The 23,059-nt window shown below is 65.8% G+C and carries 15 protein-coding genes; 9 read left to right on the top strand and 6 right to left on the bottom strand.

The window, feature by feature from the left end:
* Nucleotides 1–21 precede the first annotated feature (21 nt).
* On the top strand, nt 22–771 hold the full coding sequence (locus HU825_RS15620) for a quinoprotein dehydrogenase-associated SoxYZ-like carrier (protein ID WP_234302413.1): 750 nt from the start codon (nt 22–24) through the stop codon (nt 769–771).
* Nucleotides 772–813: 42 nt separating this feature from the next.
* On the top strand, nt 814–1,746 hold the full coding sequence (locus HU825_RS15615) for a quinoprotein relay system zinc metallohydrolase 1 (RefSeq protein WP_043295682.1): 933 nt from the start codon (nt 814–816) through the stop codon (nt 1,744–1,746).
* A 12-nt stretch (nt 1,747–1,758) separates the two neighbouring features.
* Here the strand turns inward: HU825_RS15615 and HU825_RS15610 are convergent, their stop codons facing one another.
* Nucleotides 1,759–3,225, bottom strand: a complete 1,467-nt coding sequence (locus HU825_RS15610) for a lipid II flippase MurJ (RefSeq protein ID WP_054093089.1) — start codon at nt 3,223–3,225, stop codon at nt 1,759–1,761.
* A 272-nt stretch (nt 3,226–3,497) separates the two neighbouring features.
* Between HU825_RS15610 and HU825_RS15605 the strand changes: the two genes are divergently transcribed.
* The 4 genes from HU825_RS15605 to HU825_RS15590 are packed head-to-tail and all read left to right on the top strand — an operon-like array spanning nt 3,498 to nt 12,424.
* Nucleotides 3,498–4,739, top strand: a complete 1,242-nt coding sequence (locus tag HU825_RS15605) for an MdtA/MuxA family multidrug efflux RND transporter periplasmic adaptor subunit (protein WP_234302412.1) — start codon at nt 3,498–3,500, stop codon at nt 4,737–4,739.
* On the top strand, nt 4,736–7,816 hold the full coding sequence (locus HU825_RS15600; RefSeq protein WP_234302411.1) for an MdtB/MuxB family multidrug efflux RND transporter permease subunit: 3,081 nt from the start codon (nt 4,736–4,738) through the stop codon (nt 7,814–7,816). The genes HU825_RS15605 and HU825_RS15600 overlap by 4 nt, the downstream gene beginning before the upstream one ends.
* 43 nt (nt 7,817–7,859) lie before the next feature.
* Nucleotides 7,860–10,964: an efflux RND transporter permease subunit gene (locus HU825_RS15595; RefSeq protein ID WP_234302410.1), complete on the top strand. Its 3,105-nt coding sequence runs from the start codon at nt 7,860–7,862 to the stop codon at nt 10,962–10,964.
* Complete coding sequence (locus HU825_RS15590; protein ID WP_234302409.1) at nt 10,961–12,424, top strand: efflux transporter outer membrane subunit; 1,464 nt, start codon at nt 10,961–10,963, stop codon at nt 12,422–12,424. Before HU825_RS15595 ends, HU825_RS15590 begins: the two co-directional genes overlap by 4 nt.
* Here the strand turns inward: HU825_RS15590 and HU825_RS15585 are convergent.
* From HU825_RS15585 to coxB, 4 genes are read right to left on the bottom strand one after another with little or no spacing between them, the layout of a single operon-like run.
* The gene (locus tag HU825_RS15585) at nt 12,412–13,236 is read right to left on the bottom strand and encodes a cytochrome c oxidase assembly protein (RefSeq protein WP_431978436.1); all 825 of its coding nucleotides are present in this window, start codon (nt 13,234–13,236) and stop codon (nt 12,412–12,414) included. The two genes, HU825_RS15590 and HU825_RS15585, sit on opposite strands and share 13 nt — an antisense overlap.
* Nucleotides 13,227–13,586, bottom strand: a complete 360-nt coding sequence (locus HU825_RS15580) for a hypothetical protein (protein WP_043295669.1) — start codon at nt 13,584–13,586, stop codon at nt 13,227–13,229. The genes HU825_RS15585 and HU825_RS15580 overlap by 10 nt, the downstream gene beginning before the upstream one ends.
* A complete protein-coding gene (gene ctaD, locus HU825_RS15575; RefSeq protein WP_234302408.1) occupies nt 13,586–16,114 on the bottom strand; it encodes a cytochrome c oxidase subunit I in 2,529 nt (842 codons plus the stop codon). The genes HU825_RS15580 and ctaD overlap by 1 nt, the downstream gene beginning before the upstream one ends.
* Entirely contained in the window at nt 16,111–17,001 is an 891-nt protein-coding gene (coxB, locus tag HU825_RS15570; protein ID WP_234303413.1) for a cytochrome c oxidase subunit II, read from the bottom strand. The genes ctaD and coxB overlap by 4 nt, the downstream gene beginning before the upstream one ends.
* A 147-nt stretch (nt 17,002–17,148) precedes the next feature.
* Between coxB and HU825_RS15565 the strand changes: the two genes are divergently transcribed.
* Nucleotides 17,149–17,616 (top strand): DUF2231 domain-containing protein, encoded by a 468-nt coding sequence (locus HU825_RS15565; protein ID WP_234302407.1) that lies wholly within the window; start codon nt 17,149–17,151, stop codon nt 17,614–17,616.
* Nucleotides 17,617–17,668: 52 nt separating this feature from the next.
* Here HU825_RS15565 and HU825_RS15560 read toward each other — a convergent pair whose 3' ends face one another.
* Complete coding sequence (locus HU825_RS15560; protein WP_043295665.1) at nt 17,669–18,082, bottom strand: CopD family protein; 414 nt, start codon at nt 18,080–18,082, stop codon at nt 17,669–17,671.
* A 170-nt stretch (nt 18,083–18,252) separates the two neighbouring features.
* Between HU825_RS15560 and moaA the strand changes: the two genes are divergently transcribed.
* The gene (gene moaA, locus HU825_RS15555; RefSeq protein WP_043295663.1) at nt 18,253–19,248 is read left to right on the top strand and encodes a GTP 3',8-cyclase MoaA; all 996 of its coding nucleotides are present in this window, start codon (nt 18,253–18,255) and stop codon (nt 19,246–19,248) included.
* A 198-nt stretch (nt 19,249–19,446) separates the two neighbouring features.
* Nucleotides 19,447–22,935 (top strand): chromosome segregation protein SMC, encoded by a 3,489-nt coding sequence (gene smc, locus HU825_RS15550; RefSeq protein WP_234302406.1) that lies wholly within the window; start codon nt 19,447–19,449, stop codon nt 22,933–22,935.
* Nucleotides 22,936–23,059: the final 124 nt, after the last annotated feature.

Below are 23,059 nucleotides of genomic sequence, written 5' to 3'. Positions count from 1 at the left end.
GCAACGCCCGAGGAGTTCGAGATGAGCATGCGCGTTCTGCTGTTGCTTCTGACGTTCGCCCAGGTCGGCAACCTGCTGGCTGGCGAACCCGATCCGCTGCAATCGGTGATGTGGGAACACCACCACCGCAACCTGCTCAACGGCGAGCCCTACGTGTTCGACGAGCGTGTGCAGGTACAGGTCCCGCCGTTCGCCGAAGATGCCCGGCAGGTGCCGGTGCATATCGATGCACGCGCCCTCGGCGACGAGGTGGTGCGTATCGAGGCCTGGGCCGATCTCAATCCGATTCCGCGCATCTTTACCTTCACGCCCGGCGAGCGCGTCGAGTCGCTGGTGGCCATCCGCATTCGCGTCGAACAGGCTACGCCGATCCGCGCGGCAGTGCTGACACGCGACGGCGTCTGGCATGTCGGCGGCGCCAAGGTCGATGCAGCCGGTGGCGGCTGCACGGCACCCAGCGTGGTGCGGGCCCAGCCAGGGTGGGAAGACCGTCTCGGCCAAGTCCACGGCGCACGCTTTGCCCGCGGGGAATTCAGCCGACTGCGCATGCAGGTCTCGCACCCGATGGACAATGGCCTGGTGGGTGGCATTCCGGAATTCTTCGTCAACCAGGTCGAACTGCGCACCGTCGATGGCGAGGTATTGGCGACGTTGGAACTGTTTCCTGCAGTCGGCGAGAACCCCAGCCTGAGCCTGGAGGTCCAGGGCCAGGAGGAAACCCGCTTGTGGCTGCGCGACAACAACGGCAATGAGTTCGAGGCGGCGCTGTAGCGCTACCGCGCCTGCGTCCGTTCACCCAGCCAAGGAGACGTCATGCGCCTTTTCACCCTGATCCTTGCCTGCTGGCTGGCGCTGCCGGCGCAGGCCGAGCTGCGCTACGACCTGCGGCCCAAGCAGATCGCCGAGAATGTCTGGCTGCTCGAAGGTTCGACCGACAACTTCGAGCAGCGCAACGGCGGCAACATCGTCAACACCGGCTTCATCGTCACCGAGACAGGAGTGGTGGTGATCGACAGCGGGCCGTCCAAACGCTACGGCGAGGCCATGCGCGAGGCCATTGCGGGCGTCACCGACCGTCCGGTGATCAAGGTGTTGCTCACCCATCACCATCCTGACCATGTGCTCGGCAACCAGGCATTCGCCGACGTACCCATCGCCGCGCTGGCCGGCACCACCGAGCTGCTGCGCGAGCAGGGCGATGCGATGGCGGAAAACATGTACCGGCTGGTTGGCGACTGGATGCGCGGCACCGAAGTGGTGTTGCCGAACGAAACGCTACAGCCCGGCACACTGGAAATCGGCGGCCACAGGCTGCGCCTGCTCGCCCTGCGCGGGCATACCGGCGCCGATCTGGCGGTGCTCGATGAGAACAGCGGCGTGCTGTTCGCCAGCGACATCCTGTTCTACCAGCGCGCGCTGACCACGCCCAACAGCCCGGGACTGGACATCTGGCTGGCCGATCTCGATGAGTTGCAGGCCCAGCCGTGGAAGCTGCTGGTGCCCGGTCACGGGCCGGTCGCCAGCGACGACGCGCCGTTCGTGCAGATGCGCGATTACCTCGGCTGGCTCGACGGTCTGCTGCGCGACGCCGCGGCCAGCGGCGCAGACATGAACGAGGTGATCGACAGCCCGATCCCCGAGCGCTTCGCCGGCATCAGCCTGACGCGCTTCGAACTGATCCGCAGCGTCACCCATCTCTATCCGAAATACGAGGCGCAGCAGCTGCAGCGCGTCGATCAGCAATAGCCGAAGCGCAGGTCAGGCGCGGCGCATCGACCAGTAGCTGCGGCGGAACAGGTCGCGCTCGCCCAGCAGCACCACGCCGAGAGCGAAGCCGGCCAGCACCAGCGCGATGTACAGGCAAAGCTCGAGAAAGCCCTGTGGCTCTGGCAGCCAGTGCAACGCCACCGCCAGCGCCGCTGCGGTGGCCGCCCAGCGCAGCAGCACGGCAATACCCAGACCCTTGGGCGATGCGCGGTAGACATACAAGCCCATGAACAGCGCCTGCAATGCCGCGCCGCTGGAGAAGGCGATGGCCAGTCCTTCGGCGCCGTAGGGGCGATACAGCGCCGCGTCGAGACCGATGGTCAGCGCCGAGCTGATCAGCGTGAGCACCAGGAACAGCCGGGTCTGGTGCTGGGCGAGCAGGGCGCGCCCCCAGAGCAGGGCGAGCCCCATCGCCGGCAGGCCGAACGCATAGATGATCACCAGAGAGGCGGTGGCGCTGGTCTGCGCCGCGCCGAACTGGCCGCGCTCGAGCAGCACGGCGACCACGGTGTCCGGAAACGAGCAGAGCACCACAGCCGCCGGCACCAGGAACAGCAGCGTGGCTAGCAGCCCCTTGCGAATCACCGCGGCGTGGGCGCCGTGGTCGTTATCGTTCCAGCTCGCCGAGAATTGCGGGAACAGCACCGAGAGCACTGACATCGCGTACAGCGTCAGCGGAATGGTGACAATGCGGAAGGCGAACGAGAGCATGGTGATGCTGCCCTCATCGAGGAACGAGGCGAACATCCGCTCGGCGAGGATGCACGCCTGCTGCGCGCCGGCGGCCAGCAATACCGGCGCGAAGGCCAGGCCGAAGGCGCTGCCGTGTCCTTCGGCCACAGGGTGCCGTACGCCGCGCAGATAGGCCAGGCGCCGGTGCTGGGCGACGATCAGGCCGAACTGCGGCAGCAGCATGCCGATGAAAATCACCATGCCGGTCGGCTCGAACAGCAGAATGCCGATGATCGCTCCCGCGTTGAGCAGCACGGTGCGCGTCATCGGCAGGATGAATACGCTATCCATGTTGAGCAGTGCGCCCTGGCAGTACAGCGTCGCCTGCACGGCGATTAGCAGCGCGCCGACGCAGAACACGACCTGCCCGGTCGCCACCTGCTCAGCGCTCCAGCCCGGTGCCAGCAGGGTGAGAATCCAGTAGCTGGCGACGATCACCAGGGCGCTGGCCGCCACGCCCATCAGCATTACGCGCCAGTACAGCCAACGACTGACCGACTCGAACAGCGTCTCCGACTGACTGCGCAGCTTTTGCAGGTAGGGAATCATGGTGTCGCGCAGGGCGAGACCGAGGAAGTTCTCGAAGAAAAGCGGCAGGATCAGCGCGACGAAGATCAGGTCGGCTTCCCAGCTCAGGCCGAAGGCGCGGGCGATGAACAGATCGCGCAGGAAACCGAGCAGAAAACTGGCGACGGTCAATGCCAGGATGACCAGTGATGCATTCATTCCTTGATCCTGTAGCAGGCCAGCCTGCGGTACTCCGGTAATACGGCGCGCCGCCGTTCGGTTGGGCGGTGTGCCTGGGACAGTTCCGTCTGCCAGGGCTGGCGACATGCTGGCCCCTGGTCGAACGCTACATAGACTGAGCCGGCGCGGCATGGTTCCGGCCGTTCGCGCGCGGGTGGACAAGCGTCGATACGTAAAAATGCCGTAAATCCCCTTTGCGAGGCGGGCGCGACTGCTTAAGGTTCACGCTCCTTCCCGAGCGAACCCAGTTCATGTCCGTCGCGCATTCGTCTCCTGCTGCTACCCGTCGTCGCTGGCTGATCATCGGTCTTGCCGTGCTGGCCATCGCCTTGCTTGCCTGGTGGTTATGGCCGAGCCCTTCGGCGAAGTCGCCGCAACCAGGCGGTCGACCGGGCTTCGGCGCGTTCAGCGGGCCGGTGCCGGTACGCGTGACGGCGGTGAAACAGGGCGAGTTCGAGGTGTTCTACAAGTCGCTCGGCACGGTGACGCCGCTGAATACGGTGAACGTGCGCAGCCGCGTCGCCGGCGAACTGGTCGAGGTGCGCTTCGAGGAGGGCCAGCGGGTCAAGGCCGGTGAGCTGCTGGCGGTGATCGATCCACGGCCATACAAGGTCGCATTACAGCAGGCCGAGGGCACGCTGCAGCAGAATCGCGCGCTGCTGCAGAACGCCCAGGTCGATCTGGAGCGCTACCGCGGGCTATACGCCGACGACAGCATTGCCAAGCAGACGCTCGATACCCAGCAGGCGCTGGTGAACCAGTACCAAGGCACGCTGGCGGCCAATCAGGCGGCGGTCAACGAAGCCAAGCTCAACCTGGAATTCACCCAGATCCGCGCACCGATCGACGGCCGCCTCGGCCTGCGCCAGCTGGACATCGGCAACCTGGTCTCGGCCAGCGACACCACACCGCTGGTGGTGATCACCCAGAGCCAGCCGATGGCGGTCACCTTCACCTTGCCGGAGGGCGATCTGCTGCCGGTGCTGACGCGTTTTCGTCAGGGCGCCGAGCTGAAGGTGCAGGCGTGGGATCGTGGTGAGCGACTGCTGTTGGGCGAGGGCGTGCTGGAGAGCGTCGACAACCAGATCGATGTGACCACCGGTACGCTGAAGCTCAAGGCGCGGTTCGACAACGAAACCGAAATGCTCATCCCCAATCAGTTCGTCAACGTGCGCCTGCGGGTGGAAACCCTCGAGGACGCCACGCTGATTCCCTCGGCGGCGCTGCAGTTCGGCTCGCGGGGCAACTTCGCCTACGTCGTTGGCGAGGACAGCAAGGTGCAGCTGCGTAGCGTCGAGGTCGGCCCGAGCAACGGTGAGACCACGGTGATCGCCAAGGGCCTGACGGCCGGTGAGCGCATTGTCATGGAAGGCACCGACCGCCTGCGCGACGACAGCGAAGTGGAAGTCGTCGATCGCGCGACGATGGCCGAAGAGGCGGCGCAGCAACCCAAGGTGGGCGGTGAGAGCGCCGGGGAGCGTCCGGCGCAATGAACATCTCGCGGCTGTTCATCCTGCGGCCGGTAGCGACCACCCTGACGATGGTCGCCATCCTGCTGGCCGGTCTGATCGCCTACAAGCTGTTGCCGGTCGCGGCGCTGCCGCAGGTCGACTATCCGACCATCCGCGTGCTGACGCTGTATCCCGGTGCCAGTCCGGAAGTGATGACCAGCGCTGTGACTGCACCGCTTGAGCGCCAGTTCGGGCAGATGCCGGGGCTGACGCAGATGTCCTCGAGCAGCTCAGGCGGCGCCTCGGTGATCACCCTGCGCTTCTCGCTTGACGTGGAGCTGGATGTCGCCGAGCAGGAGGTGCAGGCGGCGATCAACGCGGCAGATAACCTGCTGCCGAGCGACCTGCCGGCGCCGCCGGTGTACAACAAGGTCAATCCGGCCGATACGCCGGTGATCACCCTAGCGGTGACCTCGGCGACGCTGCCGCTGCCGCAACTGCATGATCTGGTCGATACGCGCATGGCGCAGAAGCTGGCGCAGATCAGCGGCGTCGGCATGGTCAGCATCGCCGGCGGGCAGCGGCCGGCGGTGCGCATCCGCACCAATCCCGAGGCGCTGGCCGCCTATGGCCTGTCGTTGGCCGATGTGCGCGAGCTGATCGGCAACGCCAACGTCAACCAGCCCAAGGGTAACTTCGACGGTCCGACGCGGGTCTCCATGCTCGACGCCAACGATCAGCTGAAGACGCCCGAGGAATACGCCGAGCTGATCCTTACCTATGAAAACGGCGCCGCGCTGCGGCTCAAGGATGTCGCCGACATCATTGCCGGCGCCGAGAACGAGCGGCTGGCGGCCTGGGCCAACGAAAACCGGGCGGTGCTGCTGAACATCCAGCGTCAGCCCGGCGCCAACGTCATCGACGTGGTCGAGCGTATCCAGGCGCTGCTGCCGGAAGTCACCGCCAGTATGCCGGCTGGGCTCGACGTGACCATTCTCACCGACCGTACCCAGACCATCCGCGCTGCGGTCACCGACGTGCAGCACGAGTTGATCCTCGCCACCATCCTGGTGGTGATGGTGACCTTCATCTTCCTCAAGAAGCTCTCGGCCACCGTCATCCCTTCGATCGCCGTGCCGCTGTCGCTGATTGGTACCTTCGCGGTGATGTACCTGTGCGGCTTCTCGCTGAATAACCTGACGCTGATGGCATTGACCATCGCCACCGGCTTCGTGGTCGACGACGCCATCGTCATGCTGGAGAACATCGCCCGGCATCTGGAGGAGGGCGAGACGCCGCTGAATGCTGCGCTCAAGGGCGCCAAGCAGATCGGCTTCACCTTGATTTCGCTGACTTTCTCGCTGATCGCCGTGCTGATTCCGCTGCTGTTCATGCAGGACGTGGTCGGCCGGCTGTTCCGCGAGTTCGCCATCACCCTGGCGGTGGCGATCCTGATCTCGCTGGTGGTGTCGCTGACGCTGACGCCGATGATGTGCGCGCGCCTGCTTAAGCCGGTGAGCCATGATCCGGCGCGCCCGGACTGGGTCGAGCGGCTGATCGGCGGCTATTCGCGCTGGCTGACCTGGGTGCTCGGTCATCAGACGCTGACACTGCTGGTGGCGGTGGCCACCCTCGGCCTGACGGTGGTGCTCTATCTCGCCGTGCCCAAGGGCTTCTTCCCGGTGCAGGACACCGGCGTGATCCAGGGCATCAGCGAGGCGCCGCAGTCGATCTCCTTCCGCGCCATGAGCGAGCGCCAGCAGTCGCTGAGCCGGGTGATCCTGGCTGATCCGGCGGTTGCCAGCCTGTCGTCCTATATCGGGGTGGACGGCGACAACGTCACGCTCAACAGCGGCCGTCTGCTGATCAACCTCAAGCCGCACGCCGAACGCGACGTCACTGCCAGCGAGGTGATCGAACGTCTGCGCCCGGAGCTGGCCAAGCTGCCGGGCATCGCGCTGTACCTGCAGCCGGTGCAGGACCTATCCATCGAGGATCGGGTCAGCCGCACGCAGTTCCAGTTCAGCCTGGAGTCGCCAGATGGCGCGCTGCTGCAGGAGTGGACGCCCAGGCTGGTCGAGGCGTTGCGCGAACGGGCGGAACTCACCGATGTGGCCAGCGACCTGCAGAGCGACGGCCTGCAGATTTACCTGGATATCGACCGCGACGCCGCCGCGCGCCTGGGCATCGAGGTTTCGGCGATCACCAATGCGCTGTACGACGCCTTCGGCCAACGGCAGATTTCCACCATCTTCACCCAGGCCAGTCAGTACCGCGTGGTGCTCGAGGCCGAGGCCGGCAATCGCCTGGGTCCGCAGGCGCTGGAGCAGCTGTTCGTGCAGAGCGAGGGCGGCACGCCGGTGCGGCTGTCGAGCCTGGCGCGATTGGAGCAGCATTCGGCGCCACTGCTGATCAATCACATCGGCCAGTTCCCGGCAGTGACGTTGTCGTTCAACCTCGCGCCGGGCGTTTCTCTGGGCGAGGCGGTGGAGGTGATCGAAGCGGTGAAGCAGGACATCGGCCTGCCAGCCGGCATCCAGAGCCACTTCCAGGGCGCGGCCGAGGCGTTTCGCGCGTCGCTGTCGAGCACGCTGCTGCTGATCCTGGCGGCAGTGGTGACCATGTACATCGTGCTCGGCGTGCTTTACGAGAGCTACATCCACCCGATCACCATTCTTTCCACGCTGCCGTCGGCGGCGGTGGGCGCGCTGCTGGCGTTGCTGCTGACCGGCAATGACCTGGGGCTGATCGCGATCATCGGCATCATCCTGCTGATCGGCATCGTCAAGAAGAACGCGATCATGATGATCGACTTCGCGCTGGAGGCCGAACGCCACCAGGGCATGACGCCGGAGCAGGCGATCTATCGCGCCGCGCTGCTGCGCTTCCGGCCGATCCTGATGACCACGCTGGCCGCGCTGTTCGGCGCGATCCCATTGATGCTCGCCACCGGCTCGGGCGCCGAGCTGCGCCAGCCGCTGGGTCTGGTACTGGTCGGCGGCCTGCTGCTCAGTCAGCTGCTGACGCTGTTCACCACGCCGGTGATCTACCTGTTCTTCGACCGCCTGAGCCAGCGCTTCGGCCGTCGCGGCGCGGTGCCAAGCGAGGCGCAGGCGTGAGCCGGGGCCGTTTGCAGCCGAACGTGGCGCAACGGAGCGTGCGATGAATCTATCGGCGCCGTTCATCGCGCGGCCGGTGGCGACCATGCTGCTCAGCCTGGCGATCCTGCTGCTGGGCGGGGTGAGTTTCGGCCTGCTGCCGGTTTCGCCGTTGCCGAACATGGATTTCCCGGTGATCACCGTGCAGGCCAGCCTGCCCGGCGCAAGTCCGGAGATCATGGCCTCCAGCGTGGCGACACCGCTGGAGCGCTCGCTGGGCAGCATCGCCGGGGTCAGCCAGATGAGCAGCCGCAGCAGCCAGGGCTCGACGCGGATCATTATTCAGTTCGATCTGGAGCGCGACATCAACGGCGCCGCCCGCGATGTGCAGGCGGCGATCAATGCTGCACGCAACCTGCTGCCCAGCGGCATGCGTAGCATGCCGACCTACCGCAAGATCAATCCCTCGCAGGCGCCGATCATGGTGCTGTCGCTGACTTCCGAGGTGCTCGACAAGGGCCAGCTGTACGACATCGGCTCGACCATCCTCGCGCAGAAGCTCTCGCAGGTGCCCGGCGTCGGCGAGGTACAGGTCGGCGGCAGCTCGCTGCCGGCCGTGCGCGTCGAGCTGCAGCCGCAGCAGCTGGAGCAGTACGGCGTCTCGCTGGACGAGGTGCGCAACACCATCGCCAACGCCAACGTGCGCCGGCCCAAGGGCATGGTCGAGGACGCCGAGCGGCACTGGCAGGTGCGCGCCAACGACCAGTTGCACGCCGCCGCCGACTACATGCCGCTGATCCTGCGCTATCAGGATGGCGCGACCCTGCGCCTGAGCGATGTGGCCAAGGTCGAGGATGCGGTGGAGGATCGCTACAACAGCGGGTTCTTCAACAACGAACAGGCGGTGCTGCTGATCGTCAACCGTCAGGCCGGCGCCAACATCATCGAGACCATCGCCGGCATCCGCGCCGAGTTGCCGGCATTGCAGGCGATCCTGCCGGGCAGTGTCGAGCTGAACGTGGCGATGGACCGCTCGCCGGTGATCCGCGCCACCCTGCATGAGGCCGAGCGCACCCTGCTGATCGCCGTGGTGCTGGTGATCGTGCTGGTGTTCGTGTTTCTCGGCCATGTGCGCAGCGCGCTGATTCCGGCGCTGGCGGTGCCGGTCTCGCTGGTCGGCACGTTCGCCGTGATGTACCTGTTCGGCTTCTCGCTCAACACCCTGTCGCTGATGGCGCTGATCCTCGCCGCGGGGCTGGTGGTGGACGATGCCATCGTGGTGCTGGAGAACATCGCCCGGCATATCGACGATGGCGTGCCGCCGCTGCGCGCGGCCTACATCGGCACCCGCGAGGTCGGTTTCACGTTGCTGTCGATGAACCTGTCACTGGTGGTGGTGTTCGTCTCCATCCTGTTCATGGGCGGCATTGTCGAGCGGCTGTTCCGCGAATTCTCGCTGACGCTGGCGGCGGCGATTCTGGTTTCGCTGCTGGTGTCGCTGACGCTGACGCCGATGCTCTGTGCGCGTTGGCTCAAACCCTACCAAGCCGAGCGCGACAGCCGCCTGCATCGCTGGAGTCACGATGCGCACCAGTGGCTGCTCGGTTACTACGACCGCTCGCTGAGCTGGGCGCTGCGGCATCGGCGCATCACGCTGTTGAGCCTGCTGGCGACCATCGCGCTCAACGTGGTGCTCTACGTGCAGGTGCCCAAGACCTTCCTGCCACAGCAGGACACCGGCCAGCTGACCGGCTTCATCCGTGGCGACGACGGTCTGTCGTTCCAGGTCATGCAGCCGAAGATGGAGATATTCCGCAAGGCGATCCTCGCCGATCCGGCGGTGGAGAGCGTGGCCGGCTTCATCGGCGGGCAGGGCGGCATCAACAACGCGTTCATGATCGTGCGGCTCAAGCCGCTGGAGGAGCGCGGGCTGTCGGCGCAGCAAGTGATCGAGCGCATCCGCAAGAATCAGCCGCAGGTGCCGGGTGGACGGCTGTTCCTCATGGCCGACCAGGACCTGCAGTTCGGCGGCGGCCGGCAGAGCAGTTCGGCGTATGCCTATTCGTTGCTGGCGGGCGATCTGGCCGACCTGCGCACCTGGCTGCCGAAGGTCACCCAGGCGCTCATGGCGCTGCCCGAGCTGACCAGCATCGATGCCAACGAAGGCGAGGGCGCGCAGCAGATCAGCCTGCAGGTCGATCGCGACGCCGCCAAGCGGCTGGGCGTCGACATGAGCACGGTGACCACGCTGCTCAACAACGCCTTCAGTCAGCGGCAGATTTCCACCATCTACGAGACGCTCAACCAGTACCGCGTGGTGATGGAAATCGATCCGAGCTACGCGCAGCACCCGGAGGTGCTGGAGCAGATCCACGTGGTCACCGAAGATGGTCGCCGCGTGCCGCTGTCCGCCTTCGCCCGCTACGAGCGCAGCCTGGAGGAAGATCGCGTCACGCACGAGGGGCAGTTCGCCGCGGAGAACATCGACTTCGACCTCGCCCCGGGCGTCAGTCTGGATCAGGCCACGCTGGCCATTGAGCGCGCGGTCGCTGCGATCGGTCTGCCGAGTTCGGTGCAGGGTCGCCTGGGCGGCACCGGCGACGTGTTCAAGGCCGCTCAGGAAAGCCAGCCGTTCATGATCCTCGGCGCGCTGTTGCTGGTGTACATCGTGCTCGGCGTGCTTTACGAGAGCTATATCCATCCGCTGACGATTCTCTCGACGCTGCCGTCGGCCGGGGTCGGCGCGCTGCTGGCGATCATCGTCACCGGCGACGAATTCAGCCTGATCTCGCTGCTCGGATTGTTCCTGCTGATCGGCGTGGTGAAGAAGAACGCCATCCTGATGATCGACCTCGCGCTGCAGTTCGAGCGCAACGACCGCCTGCCGCCGGCCGAGTCGATTCACAAGGCCTGCTTGCTGCGCTTCCGGCCGATCCTGATGACCACGCTGGCGGCGATTCTCGGCGCATTGCCGCTGCTGCTGGGGGGCTCGGAAGGCGCGGAGATGCGCCAGCCGCTAGGTCTGACCATCATCGGCGGCTTGGTGCTCAGTCAGATCCTGACCCTCTACACCACGCCGGTGGTCTACCTGTACCTGGACCGCCTGCGTCATCGCTTCAATAACTGGCGCGGTGTGCGTACCGATGCCGCCATGGAAAATCCGCTATGAGTCCGAGCTGCACCCTCCGTCCATTGGCCATGATCGTCATGTCCCTTGCGCTTGGCGCCTGCACCCTCGGCCCGGATTACCAGCGCCCGCCGCTGCCGGATGCCCACGCGTTCAAGCAGGCCGAAGGCTGGAAGAGCGCGGCACCGGCCGACGCCCTGCAGCGCGGCGACTGGTGGAAGCTGTACGGCGACGCCGAGCTGGATGCGCTGGTGAGCCGACTGAACGTGTCCAACCAGAACCTCGCCGTGGCCGAAGCGCAGTATCGCCAGGCGCGCGCGCTTGTGCGCAGCGCGCGCTCGCAGCTGTTCCCCACGCTGTCCGGTAATGCCGGAGTGACGCGCTCGCGGCAGACCACTGGCAGCAGTTCGTCCAATGTCAGTGCCGGTGTAAGCGAGAGCTACGAGGCGGGGCTCAGCGCCTCCTGGGAGCTGGATCTCTGGGGCCGGCTGCGCCGCGGTTTGGAAGCCAATCGCGCAACCATGCAGGCCAGCGCGGCCGATCTCGCGGCGGTCCGTCTGAGTTTGCAGGCCGAGCTTGTGCAGACCTACCTGCAATTGCGGGTGATGGACGAGCAGCAGCGTCTGCTCGATCAGACGGTTGCTGCCTACGCGCGCTCGCTGCGCCTCACGGAGAATCAGTACCGCGCCGGCATCGTGCCCAAATCCGACGTCGCCCAGGCGCAGACTCAGCTCAAGAGCACGCAGGCGCAGGCCATCGATCTGAAGTGGCAGCGGGCACAGCTGGAACATGCCATCGCGGTGTTGATCGGTGTGCCGCCGGCCGAGCTGAGCATCGCCGTGCGCGATGACATCCCATCGCTGCCCGAGGTGCCGCTGGCGTTACCGTCGCAACTGCTGGAGCGGCGCCCGGATGTCGCCGCGGCCGAGCGCGAGGTAATGGCCGCCAATGCCGAGATCGGCATCGCCGAGGCGGCCTGGTATCCGGACCTGACCCTGTCGGCCAGCGGTGGCTATCGCAACAGCAGCTTCAACCAGCTGTTCGAGGTGCCGAATCGCTTCTGGTCGCTTGGCCCGCAGCTGGCGCTGACGCTGCTGGATTTCGGCGGCCGGCGTGCCGAACTGGAGCGGGCCGAGGCGGCCTACGATCAGACCGTGGCGACCTACCGGCAAACTGTGCTCGACAGCTTCCGCGAGGTCGAGGACTACCTGGTGCAACTGCGCGTGCTCGGCGACGAGAGCGTGGTGCAGCGCGAGGCGCTGGAGGCGGCGCAGGAATCGCTGCGGCTGATCGAGAACCAGTATCGCGCCGGTACCGTCGATTACCTCAGCGTGGTTACCGTGCAGACCACCGCGCTGAACAACGAGCGCACCAATCTGACGCTGCTGGGCGACCGTCTGCTGACCAGCGTGCAATTGATCGCCGCGCTCGGTGGTGGCTGGCAGATCGAGCAGTTGCAGCAGGAGCCGGTGCTGTCGAACGAGCGTGGTCAGGGCGACTGATCGAGCCGATGCGCTGGCTTGCGTCGCCAGATGCGGGTGAGCCAGCGCCAGGCGATCCAGCCGCCACCGAGCAGGTAGACCAACCCGCCCGGCACCCACATGAGCAGCCCCGCCAGCTGCTGATCCTCCACCGTACGACCCGTGCCGTAGAACGAGACTGTGCCGAAGGTAAGCAGGGCGCCGAGCAGGCCGGTGTGCATCAGCGTCAGCACCACGGCCATCAGCGCCTGCGGCACCTGCTTCGGATTGGCGCGCAGCACCGACCACCAGAACAGCCAGCCGCTGAACAGGAAACAGGCGTGCTCGACGGCGTGCCACCACAGGTTGTCCAGCGCCAGCACATAGAGCTTCGGCGTGTGCCAGATCCAGATCACCGCGCCATGCAGCAGCGCCAGCAGGGTCGGGTAGCGGCCGGCGCGCAGGATGGACGTCCACAGCGGTTGCGCGAAGCGGCCGGTGACGCCGCGCCACTGCGGCAGCGGGCGCGCCAGCGCCCACAACGGCGCGATCACTACGATGAACAGCATGTGCTGGGTCATGTGCCAGCTGGTGCTGCGTTGCGCCCAGTCGTCGATGGGGCCGAAGACGGCAAACGCGGCCACCAGCATGGCGCTGTGAAGGCAGAACGCTTCGCTGCGCCTGGGCGGCACGTGGCGCGCACCGAGCGCGTAGAGCAGCCAGGCACTGCCAATGAGCAGCGCGCTCAACAGCAGCGGGGCACGTTCGCTCAGCTGCGCGTCGAACAAGCCGTGGGCCAGGGCCGGCGTCGACAGGCCCAGCAGCGGTACCAGCGCCCACGCGCTCACAGACACGGCGGCAGCTGCAGCAGCGGTGCGCCGACGAACGCAGTCGCCAGCGCGGCAATCAGGTGCACGCCAGCGGCCAGTTTCGTCACGAACAGCTCGCGCTCGTTCAATGACGGACGCTGGCGAGACAGCCGCCAGAAATAGCGCATCAGGCCAAGCAGCAGCACAAGGGTCAGCAACGTCAGCAGGCCGAGGCTGCCGTTCAGCCAGTTCCACACCCCCTCTGCGGGGTCGGGTGGGCTGACTCGGCAGGCAATCGCCTGACCGCCGTATATCGCCACGAACCACAGGCTCCAGACGACCAGCCCGACGATGATCTGCAGCGGGTGGAACGGCGAGCCGAGCGCAGGTTTCATCAAACGCCTCCCCAGGTCGACGGGAACAGCACGATCGCCGCATAGCTGACCCAGAGCACGCCAAGGTTGTAGTACCAGAGCTGTTCGACCACCACCGGCTCGTACGGCGCGGCTTCGCCGACATAGCCGTAGCTCACCCGCCAGGCCTGCAGGCCGGTGGCGACTGCCGCCAGCGCGCAATGGAACAGGCTGTAGGCGAGCAACACGAAGATCACCGCATCGTGGGCCGTTTCGGTTGGCGCCAGTTCCGCGTCGAGCAACAGCCAAAGCAGCAGCGCCGACTGCACCAGCGCCAGCAGCGCGAGCAGCGCCAGTTGTCCTAGCAGGCCACGATGATCGCCGGCGCGCAGGCGCCTGATCAGGCGATGCAGCCAGAAGGTGCCAGCGCTGAGCAGCAGTGCGCTCACCAGCATCGGCCCGCCGTTCAGCTGATCGTCCGGCACGCGCCATTGCGGCGATACGGTCCACAGGTAGAACCAACCGAACAGCAACGACAGGTACAGCGCGCCATCGGCCAGCAGCGTGACGCCCATGCCCCACAGGCCCGGCCCGTCGAAGGTGCGCGAGTGCAGCGGCGGCTCGCCAGGCTGGGTGCGGGCATCCGGTGCGGCGGCAGGATGCGCGCCGTTTTCCCACGACCAGCGCAGCAGCACGATCAGCGTGGCCACGGCGGCGACGATGGAGAGGATGTAGGCCTTGTTCAGCAGGCTCAGGCAGAGCACCGCAAGGAACACCGCGGCGATGAAGGGCAGCCAGCTATTGCCCGGCAGATGGATGATTTCGCGGATTCTGCCGGTCAGCGGGTCGACGCCCCAGGTTTCGCGCCGACCGTGGTCGATTACGGTCAGCGCATGCTCGCCGCGGGCAATGCTGTCCGGCAGGTCCGGCTCTCGCCACAGAGGGTGGCGATCCGTCACATCCGGCAGACTGACGAAGTTGTAGGCGCTGGGCGGCAGGCTGGTCGCCCACTCCAGGGTATCGGCGTGCCAGGGGTTTTTCGGCGCCGGAAGGCCGAAGCGAAAGTGCAACAGGATGTCCAGCAGGATGGTAGCGACCCCGGCGGCCATGATGAAGCTGCCGATCGAGGACACCAGATTGGGCAGGTCCCAGCCCAGGCCTGTGTCGTAGGTGTAGACGCGCCGCGGCATGCCGATCAGGCCGGTCCAGTGCATGATCAGGAAGGTCGCGTTGAAGCCGATGAAAAACAGCCAGAAGCCCCAGCGACCTAGCCGTTCCGATGGCATGCGTCCGGAGAAGTGCGGCAGCCAGTAGTACAGTCCGGCCATCAACGGGAAGAACATGCCGCCGACCAGTACGTAATGCATGTGCGCGACGACGAAGTGGGTGTCATGCACCTGCCAGTTGAACGGCACCAGCGCCAGCATGACCCCAGTCAGCCCACCGGCGACGAAGACGAGCAGAAAGCCTACCAGCCAGAGCATGGGCACCCGATAGACCGGGCGGCCCAGCCAGAGCGTGGCGATCCAGGCGAAGATCTGCACGCCGGTCGGGATTGCCACCAGCATGCTCGCCGCCGAAAAAAACGCCTGTGCCAGCTGCGGGATGCCGACCGTGAACATGTGGTGAACCCACAGGCCGAAGCTGATGAAGCCGGTGGTCAGCACGCCCAGTACCACCCAGCGGTAGCCCACCAGCGGGCGCTGACAGAACACCGGAATCAGCGTCGAGACGATACCGGCACCGGGCAGGAAGATGATGTACACCTCCGGGTGGCCGAACAGCCAGAACAGGTGTTGCCAGAGCACCGGGTCGCCGCCGCGGGCGACGTCGAAGAACGGCATGCCGGCGGCGCGTTCCAGCTCCAGCAGGATCGAACCGAGGATCAGCGGCGGGAAGCCGACCACGATCATCATGGCCATCACCAGGATGTACCAGGCATAAAGCGGCATCTTGTGCAGCGCCATGCCGTTGGCGCGGGTCCGTAGGATCGACACCACCAGCTCGACGCCCGCGCTCACCGCGGAAATCTCGACGAAGGTGATGCCCAGTAGCCAGAAGTCCGAATTCACGCCCGGCGTGTGGGCGGAACTGGACAGCGGCGTGTACATGAACCAGCCCGCCTTGGGCGCGACGTCGAGAAAGATGCTCGACAGCAGGATCAGCCCGCCGAACAGGTAACAGAAGTAGCCCAGCGCGGAGAGCCGGGGAAACACCAGATCGCGCGCGCCGAGCATCTTCGGGATCAGATAGACCGCCAGCCCCTCCATCATCGGCACCGCGAAGAGGAACATCATCACCGTGCCGTGCATGGTGAATACCTGGTTGTAGACGTCCGGCTCCATCAGCTGATAGCCGGGCAGCGCGAGCTGGGTGCGGATCAGCATCGCCAGCAGCCCGCCAACGAGGAAGAAAAACCCGCCGGTGACCATGAAGCGCAGGCCGATGGTGGTGTGGTTGACGATGGTCAGCGCGCGCCAGCCGCGCGGGTTGCCCCAGACTTCATTGAACTGGTCATGCAGCTGGTCGGGATCGGTTGCGGGCGCGGCGCTGTTGGATCGCGTGTTCATGGTGCAAGGGTCTCCAGCCAGTCGGCGAGCTGGTCGAGCGTCTCGGCGGGAATATCGTCATGGCTCGGCATCGCGTTGCCGTGCTTGAGACTCTGGTGCTCGCGCAGCCAGCGGCGCAGGCCTTCCGCGTCGTTTGCGATGACGCCGGCGCCCAGCGTCGGTCGGCTGGCGAGGTCGCTCAGATCCGGCGCGCGCGTACCTTCACTGACACCGGCGACGCGGTGGCACTGGCCGCAGCGCTCGTCGAAGACCTGACCGGCAGCGCCAGGCGCCGGGCTGTGTGCAAGCGAACCGCGTGCGGCCAGCCAGCGGTCGAATGCGTCCGCTTCCAATACCTCGACATGCAGGATCATGTGCGCGTGCTGGCTGCCGCAGAATTCGGCGCATTGCCCGCGCGTCACGCCGGTTTCGCTGGCGGCGAGGCGCAGGGTGTTGCTCCGGCCCGGAATCATGTCCAGCTTGCCGCCCAGGCGCGGCACCCAGAACGAATGGACCACGTCAGCACTCGTCACCACGACGTCCAGCGGTCGGTCGACCGGCAGAATGAACTGGTTGGCTGTCACCACGCCGCTGTCCGGGTAGCGCACCTCCCACCACCACTGGTGGCCGGTGATCTCGACACGCAGCGGCTGCTCGCCGGGCACCGGTAACGGCAGCATGCCGCGACCGGCTGGGATGCCAAAGGCGAGCAAGGCAAGAATACTGACCGTCGGCAGGATCAGACCGCCCCCGACCAGCCAGCGCCGGTTGATGCGCTCGGCCTGCTCGGCGTCGACTTCGCGCGGCTGGCGCAGCATGGCGTGTATCCACAGCGCGCTGACGACCCCGAGCACCAGCACGGAGAAACCGAACATCGCCCACCAGACGTTCGCCACGTCGCGCGCCATCGGCCCGGCTGGCGCCAGCGCCGATTGCGCACCGCCGCAGCCGGCGAGCCAAGGAACTGCCAGCGCCAGCGTGGTCCATTGCAAGAGCCTGCCGCCACGCTTCGCGATCTCGCGGGCGGCACCAACCTCAGCGCCTGGGAGTGCCAGATGGCCATCGACCGCGAGTCCATCAGCAGCAACGCCGCGATTGCCGGCCATCCGTTGCATCCGATGATGATCCACTTTCCGGTAGCCGCCTTGCTCGGTCTGGTGCCGGCCGATCTTGCCTACCTGTGGACACTCGATCCGTTCTGGTCGCGAGCCGGCCTCTGGCTCGCCGGCATCGGCGCCATCGGTGGTTGGCTGGCGAGCATCGCCGGCGTGGTCGATCTGCTCAGCGTGGCGCAGATTCGCCGCAAGGTCACTGCCTGGTGCCATGCGATTCTTGCCGTGATGATGCTCTCGCTGGCGTCGTTGAACTGGCTGCTGCGCTACAAGGGCATCGATGGCGGCGACAGCGATGCTCTGTGGGGGCTGTTCCTCTCGCTGTTGACGGCTGTGCTCATTTCGCTGGCTGCGTTTCTCGGCGGAAGGCTGGTGTACGAGCATGCCGTGGGCGTCGAGCTCGATAGCTAGGATCGTATTGGGCGACGCCGGTTGAGCGGTCATGCGGACGGTCATTCCTCGGTCAGAACGGTTTGGCCAGCACCAGCCACAGCGTGAGGACGATCAACAGCGGAACCAGCACGCCGAGTGCCAGGCACTGGCGTGTCACGCTGCGCTCGGGCGCGCGTTCCACGCGCAGCACCAGCACGCCGCATAGCGCGTGGCAGAGCGCCATTGCGGTGACCACCGTGAGCTTCATGATCAGCCAGCCGGCAAGCGTGCCGTCGCGCAAGAACAGCGCTGTACCGGAGCCGATCGCCAGCAGGGCCGCGGGGGTGCTGACCAGGGTGAAAACCAGGCGGGTCAGGTGCGCGTGGTCGCGGTAGAACAGTCGGTTGCCCGACCGCGTCCCGGCGCTGATCAGGGCCGGCAGGTACAGCAGCGACCCGCACCAGCAGAGCAGCGCTGCGAAGTGCAGCAGTTTCAGCAAAGGCATGCGCATCTTCCCGCTGATAGCGAATTTGAAGCTGTGACAGCCCGCTGCCGATGCCGTTCGGGATGATTTCCCGCGCTCTCGGCGCCGAACGGAGGGCTTAAGACTTTGCCTGAATCGCTCCGAGCGCATAGGCTGGGCACAAGGGGACAGCAAGGCAGTTGGAGACGCTCATGTCCGATTCACAGTTGGTCGACCCGTTCGGCCGGCGCATCACCTACCTCCGCTTGTCGGTGACCGATCGCTGCGATTTTCGTTGCACCTATTGCATGAGCGAGGACATGGTCTTCGCGCCGCGTGAGGAAATTCTCAGTCTGGAAGAGCTGTACGCCGTGGCCGATGCCTTCATCGGCCTGGGGGTGAAGCGCATCCGCGTGACCGGCGGCGAGCCGCTGGTGCGTAAAGGGCTGCCGACGCTGCTGGCTCGGCTCGGTGCACGCGAGGAGTTGGAAGACCTGGCCATCACCACCAATGGCTCGCAGCTGCACGCGCTGGCCTCGACGCTGCGCGAGGCGGGCGTCAAACGCTTGAACATCAGCCTGGATTCGCTCAAGCGCGAGCGTTTCGCCGAATTGACCCGGCGAGACCGGCTGGAGCGCGTACTGGCCGGGATCGAGGCGGCACGCGCGGCGGGCTTCAAGCGCATCAAGCTCAATAGCGTGATTCTGAAGGGGCGCAACGACGACGAGATCATCGATCTGGTGACGTTCGCCATCGACCGCGGGCTGGATATCAGCTTCATCGAGGAGATGCCGCTGGGCAGCGTGTCCAGCCACGAGCGGCACGTCACCTTCTGCTCCAGCGACGAAGTGCGCCAACGCATCGAAACGCGCTACCCCCTGGTACGCAGTAGCCATGCCACCGGCGGGCCGTCGCGTTACTGGCAGGTGGCCGGTACGCAGACCCAGGTTGGTTTCATCTCCCCGCACAGCAACAACTTCTGCGGCAGCTGCAACCGTGTGCGGGTCACTGCCGAGGGTAAGCTGGTGCTCTGTCTGGGGCACGAGGGGGCGCTGGACCTCAAAAGCCTCATGCGCGCCCATCCGGGCGACGCCGAGCGTCTGCGCAATGCGCTGGTCGATGCCCTACAGCTCAAGCCGGAGAAGCATCACTTCAATACCGACGATCAGGTCCAGGTGGTGCGCTTCATGAGCATGACCGGCGGCTGAATCTGCCCCGGATGTCGCGCGCGACTCTCGCCCGTACGCGGCATCAGCGTTGCGAACGGCTGCGCATCACCCGTGCCGTGGCCGCGAGGCCGCGTGATAAACTCCGCCGCCTTGCACCCACCATTCGATGCCAGGACATCCGATGCTCGCGGCGACCCTGCTCGTTTTTTCTCACGCTGACCGCCACGGACAGGCCGCATGCGACTGAAAAGCATCAAACTCGCCGGCTTCAAATCCTTCGTCGACCCCACCACGGTGAGCTTTCCCAGCAACATGTCGGCGGTGGTCGGGCCTAACGGTTGCGGCAAGTCCAATATCATTGACGCCGTGCGCTGGGTGATGGGTGAAAGCTCGGCGAAGAACCTGCGTGGCGAGTCGATGACCGACGTCATCTTCAACGGCTCCAACACCCGCAAGCCGGTGACGCAGGCCAGCATCGAGCTGATCTTCGACAACTCCGACGGCAGCCTGACCGGCGAGTACGCGGCCTTCGCCGAAATCTCCATCCGCCGTCGCGTTACCCGCGATGGGCAGAACACCTACTTTCTCAACGGCACCAAATGTCGGCGGCGCGACATCACCGACATCTTTCTCGGCACCGGTCTCGGCCCGCGCAGCTATTCGATCATCGAGCAAGGAATGATCTCCAAGCTGATCGAGGCCAAGCCGGAGGATCTGCGCAACTTCATCGAGGAAGCGGCCGGCATCTCCAAGTACAAGGAGCGCCGTCGCGAGACCGAGAACCGCATCCGTCGAACTCACGAGAACCTGGCGCGCCTGAGCGACCTGCGCGAGGAACTGGAGCGCCAGCTCGAACGTTTGCACCGCCAGGCGCAATCGGCGGAAAAGTACCAGGAGTACAAGGCCGAGGAGCGCCAGCTCAAGGCGCAGCTGTCGGCCTTGCGCTGGCAGGCGTTGAACGAGCAGGTGGGGCAGCGCGAGCAGGTCATCGGCGATCAGGAGGTCGCCTTCGAGGCGCTGGTGGCCGAGCAACGCAATGCCGACGCCAGCATCGAGCGCCTGCGTGACGGTCATCATGAGCTGTCCGAACGTTTCAATCAGGTGCAGGGGCGGTTCTATTCGGTCGGGGGCGACATCGCCCGCGTCGAACAGAGCATCCAGCACGGCCAGCAGCGCCTGCGCCAGCTGCAGGACGATCTGCGCGAGGCCGAACAGGCGCGGCTGGAAACCGAATCGCATCTGAGCCACGACCGCACCTTGCTGGCGACGCTCGACGAAGAGCTGGCCATGCTCGAACCGGAACAGGAGCTGGCCGGCGCGGCGGCGGAGGAGTCCGCGGCTCAGCTGGAAGAAGCGGAAACCTTGATGCAGGCCTGGCAGGAACAATGGGAGCGCTTCAATCAGCGCAGTGCCGAGCCGCGTCGGGCGGCTGAAGTACAGCAGGCCCGTATCGCCCAGCTCGAGCAGAGCCTGGAGCGACTGGCCGAGCGCCAGCGCCGACTGGATGATGAGCGCGCCCTGCTTGCCGCCGATCCCGAGGATGCGGCGATTCTCGAACTCGGCGAGCAGCTGGCGATCGGCGAGCTCAATCTGGAGGAACTGCTGGCGGCGGGCGAACTGCTCGATGAGCAGGCGGAGCAGCAGCGCGAGCAGGTGCGGCAACTGATGCAGGCCCAGCAGCAGGCGCATGGCGATCTGCAGCGGCTCAATGGCCGTATCGCCTCACTGGAAACCCTGCAACAGGCCGCGCTGGACCCGGGCAAGGGCGTCGGCGATTGGCTGGAGGCACAGCAACTTCAAGAGCTGCCACGGCTGGCCGAAGGCCTGCGCGTCGAGCCCGGCTGGGAGCGGGCGGTGGAGACCGTGCTCGGTGCCGACCTGCAGGCGGTGGTGCTGGAGGATTTCGCCGGGCTGAGTTTCGACGATCTGGAGCAGGGCGAACTGCGTTTGGTCTGCTCCGCTGATCGCGCTGTCGCGCGCTCGGGTAGCCTGCTCGATAAGGTCGAGAGCCCGCACGACCTGGCGTCGTGGCTGGCTGGGGTGCGGCCGGTGGAGTCGCTGGAGCAGGCGCTGGCCGGTCGTGCTGCGCTGGGCGAGGGCGAAAGCCTGATCAGTCGTGAAGGCTATTGGGTCGGTCGGCATTTTCTGCGTGTGCGCCGTGGCGGCGAGGCGGAGTCCGGCCTGATCGCGCGCGGCCAGGAACTGGAGCACCTGCAGGCCGAGCGCGGCGAGCGAGAGGCGAGTCTCGACGACCTGCAGCTGCGCCTGCAGCAGGCGCAGGCGGGGCAGCAGCAGCTCGAGGGGGAGCGCGAGACGCGACGTCGTCAGCAACAGGACGAGGCGCGTCGGCAGGGCGAACTCAAGGCCCAGCTGTCGGCACGACAGGCCAAGGTCGAGCAGCTGGTGCTGCGCCTTCGACGACTGGATGAGGAGCTGGCCGAGCATCAGGAGCAGCGCGCGCTGGAGATCGAGCAGCTGGGCGAGGCGCGGTTGCACCTGCAGGAGGCGCTGGACGCCATGTCGCAGGACACCGAGCAGCGCGAAGCGCTTCTGGCCGGTCGTGACGGTCTGCGTGAACAGCTCGATCGCATCCGTCAGGATGCCCGCCAGCACAAGGACCACGCACACCACCTGGCACTGCGGGTCGGATCGCTCAGGGCGCAACACGACTCGACCCGCCAAGCGTTGGAGCGCCTGCAGCAGCAGTTCGAACGCACTGTCGAGCGGCGCGAACAGCTGAGCCTGAATCTCGAAGAGGGCGAGGCGCCGCTGGAAGAGCTGCGGATGAAACTCGAAGAGTTGCTCGAGCGGCGTATGGGTGTCGAGGATGAGCTCAAGCACGCGCGCCTGGCGCTGGAGGATGCCGATCGCGAACTGCGCGAGGCCGAACGGCGCCGTACTCAGGCGGAGCAGCAGGCGCAGGTGTTGCGTGGCCAGCTGGAACAGCAGCGGTTGAGCTGGCAGGAACTGAGCGTGAGGCGCAAGGCGCTGCAGGATCAGTTGCACCAAGATGGCTACGATCTGCACGGTGTTCTGGCGACCTTGCCAGTCGAAGCCAGCGAGCAGGGCTGGGAAGGGGAGCTGGAGCGCCTTGCTCAGCGCGTTCAGCGTCTCGGCCCAATCAACCTCGCGGCGATCGACGAGTACCAGCAGCAGTCCGAACGCAAGCATTATCTCGATGCGCAGAATGACGATCTCGTCGAGGCGCTGGATACGCTGGAGAACGTCATCCGCAAGATCGACCGGGAGACGCGCAATCGCTTCAAGGAAACCTTCGATCAGATCAATGGCGGGCTGCAGGCACTGTTCCCGAAAGTCTTCGGCGGCGGCAACGCCTATCTGGAACTTACCGGAGAAGATTTACTCGATACCGGGGTGGCGATCATGGCGCGCCCGCCCGGCAAGAAGAACAGCACCATCCACCTGCTCTCCGGTGGCGAAAAGGCGCTGACTGCCCTGGCGCTGGTGTTCGCGATCTTCCAATTGAATCCAGCGCCATTCTGCATGCTCGACGAGGTCGATGCGCCGTTGGATGACGCGAACGTCGGCCGTTATGCGCGACTGGTCAAGGAGATGTCGGAGAAGGTGCAGTTCATCTATATCACCCACAATAAGATCGCTATGGAAATGGCGGACCAGCTTATGGGCGTGACCATGCACGAGCCCGGCTGCTCGCGGCTGGTGACTGTGGATGTGGAACAGGCAGTAGCGCTGGTGGAAGCATGAGCAGGGTGCGCCACGGCACGGTAGCGCCGCTTCGGCATTCTCATTCGGCGATACAAAGAGAACTGTCGCACAGTGCAAACCTACCGTTCGTCGTGCTAGCTTAATGCACAATTTTTTATGATGC

Source organism: Pseudomonas phenolilytica, from assembly GCF_021432765.1.
Classification (GTDB): domain Bacteria; phylum Pseudomonadota; class Gammaproteobacteria; order Pseudomonadales; family Pseudomonadaceae; genus Stutzerimonas; species Stutzerimonas phenolilytica.
This window is presented reverse-complemented; position numbering and strand designations above follow the sequence as displayed.

Coding starts and splice junctions, on each gene's coding strand:
- HU825_RS15620 (WP_234302413.1), top strand. CDS start 22: ATGAGCATGCGCGTTCTGCTGTTGCTTCTGACGTTCGCCCAGGTCGGC.
- HU825_RS15615 (WP_043295682.1), top strand. CDS start 814: ATGCGCCTTTTCACCCTGATCCTTGCCTGCTGGCTGGCGCTGCCGGCG.
- HU825_RS15610 (WP_054093089.1), bottom strand. CDS start 3,225: ATGAATGCATCACTGGTCATCCTGGCATTGACCGTCGCCAGTTTTCTG.
- HU825_RS15605 (WP_234302412.1), top strand. CDS start 3,498: ATGTCCGTCGCGCATTCGTCTCCTGCTGCTACCCGTCGTCGCTGGCTG.
- HU825_RS15600 (WP_234302411.1), top strand. CDS start 4,736: ATGAACATCTCGCGGCTGTTCATCCTGCGGCCGGTAGCGACCACCCTG.
- HU825_RS15595 (WP_234302410.1), top strand. CDS start 7,860: ATGAATCTATCGGCGCCGTTCATCGCGCGGCCGGTGGCGACCATGCTG.
- HU825_RS15590 (WP_234302409.1), top strand. CDS start 10,961: ATGAGTCCGAGCTGCACCCTCCGTCCATTGGCCATGATCGTCATGTCC.
- HU825_RS15580 (WP_043295669.1), bottom strand. CDS start 13,586: ATGAAACCTGCGCTCGGCTCGCCGTTCCACCCGCTGCAGATCATCGTC.
- ctaD (WP_234302408.1), bottom strand. CDS start 16,114: ATGAACACGCGATCCAACAGCGCCGCGCCCGCAACCGATCCCGACCAG.
- coxB (WP_234303413.1), bottom strand. CDS start 17,001: ATGGCGCGCGACGTGGCGAACGTCTGGTGGGCGATGTTCGGTTTCTCC.
- HU825_RS15565 (WP_234302407.1), top strand. CDS start 17,149: ATGGCCATCGACCGCGAGTCCATCAGCAGCAACGCCGCGATTGCCGGC.
- HU825_RS15560 (WP_043295665.1), bottom strand. CDS start 18,082: ATGCCTTTGCTGAAACTGCTGCACTTCGCAGCGCTGCTCTGCTGGTGC.
- moaA (WP_043295663.1), top strand. CDS start 18,253: ATGTCCGATTCACAGTTGGTCGACCCGTTCGGCCGGCGCATCACCTAC.
- smc (WP_234302406.1), top strand. CDS start 19,447: ATGCGACTGAAAAGCATCAAACTCGCCGGCTTCAAATCCTTCGTCGAC.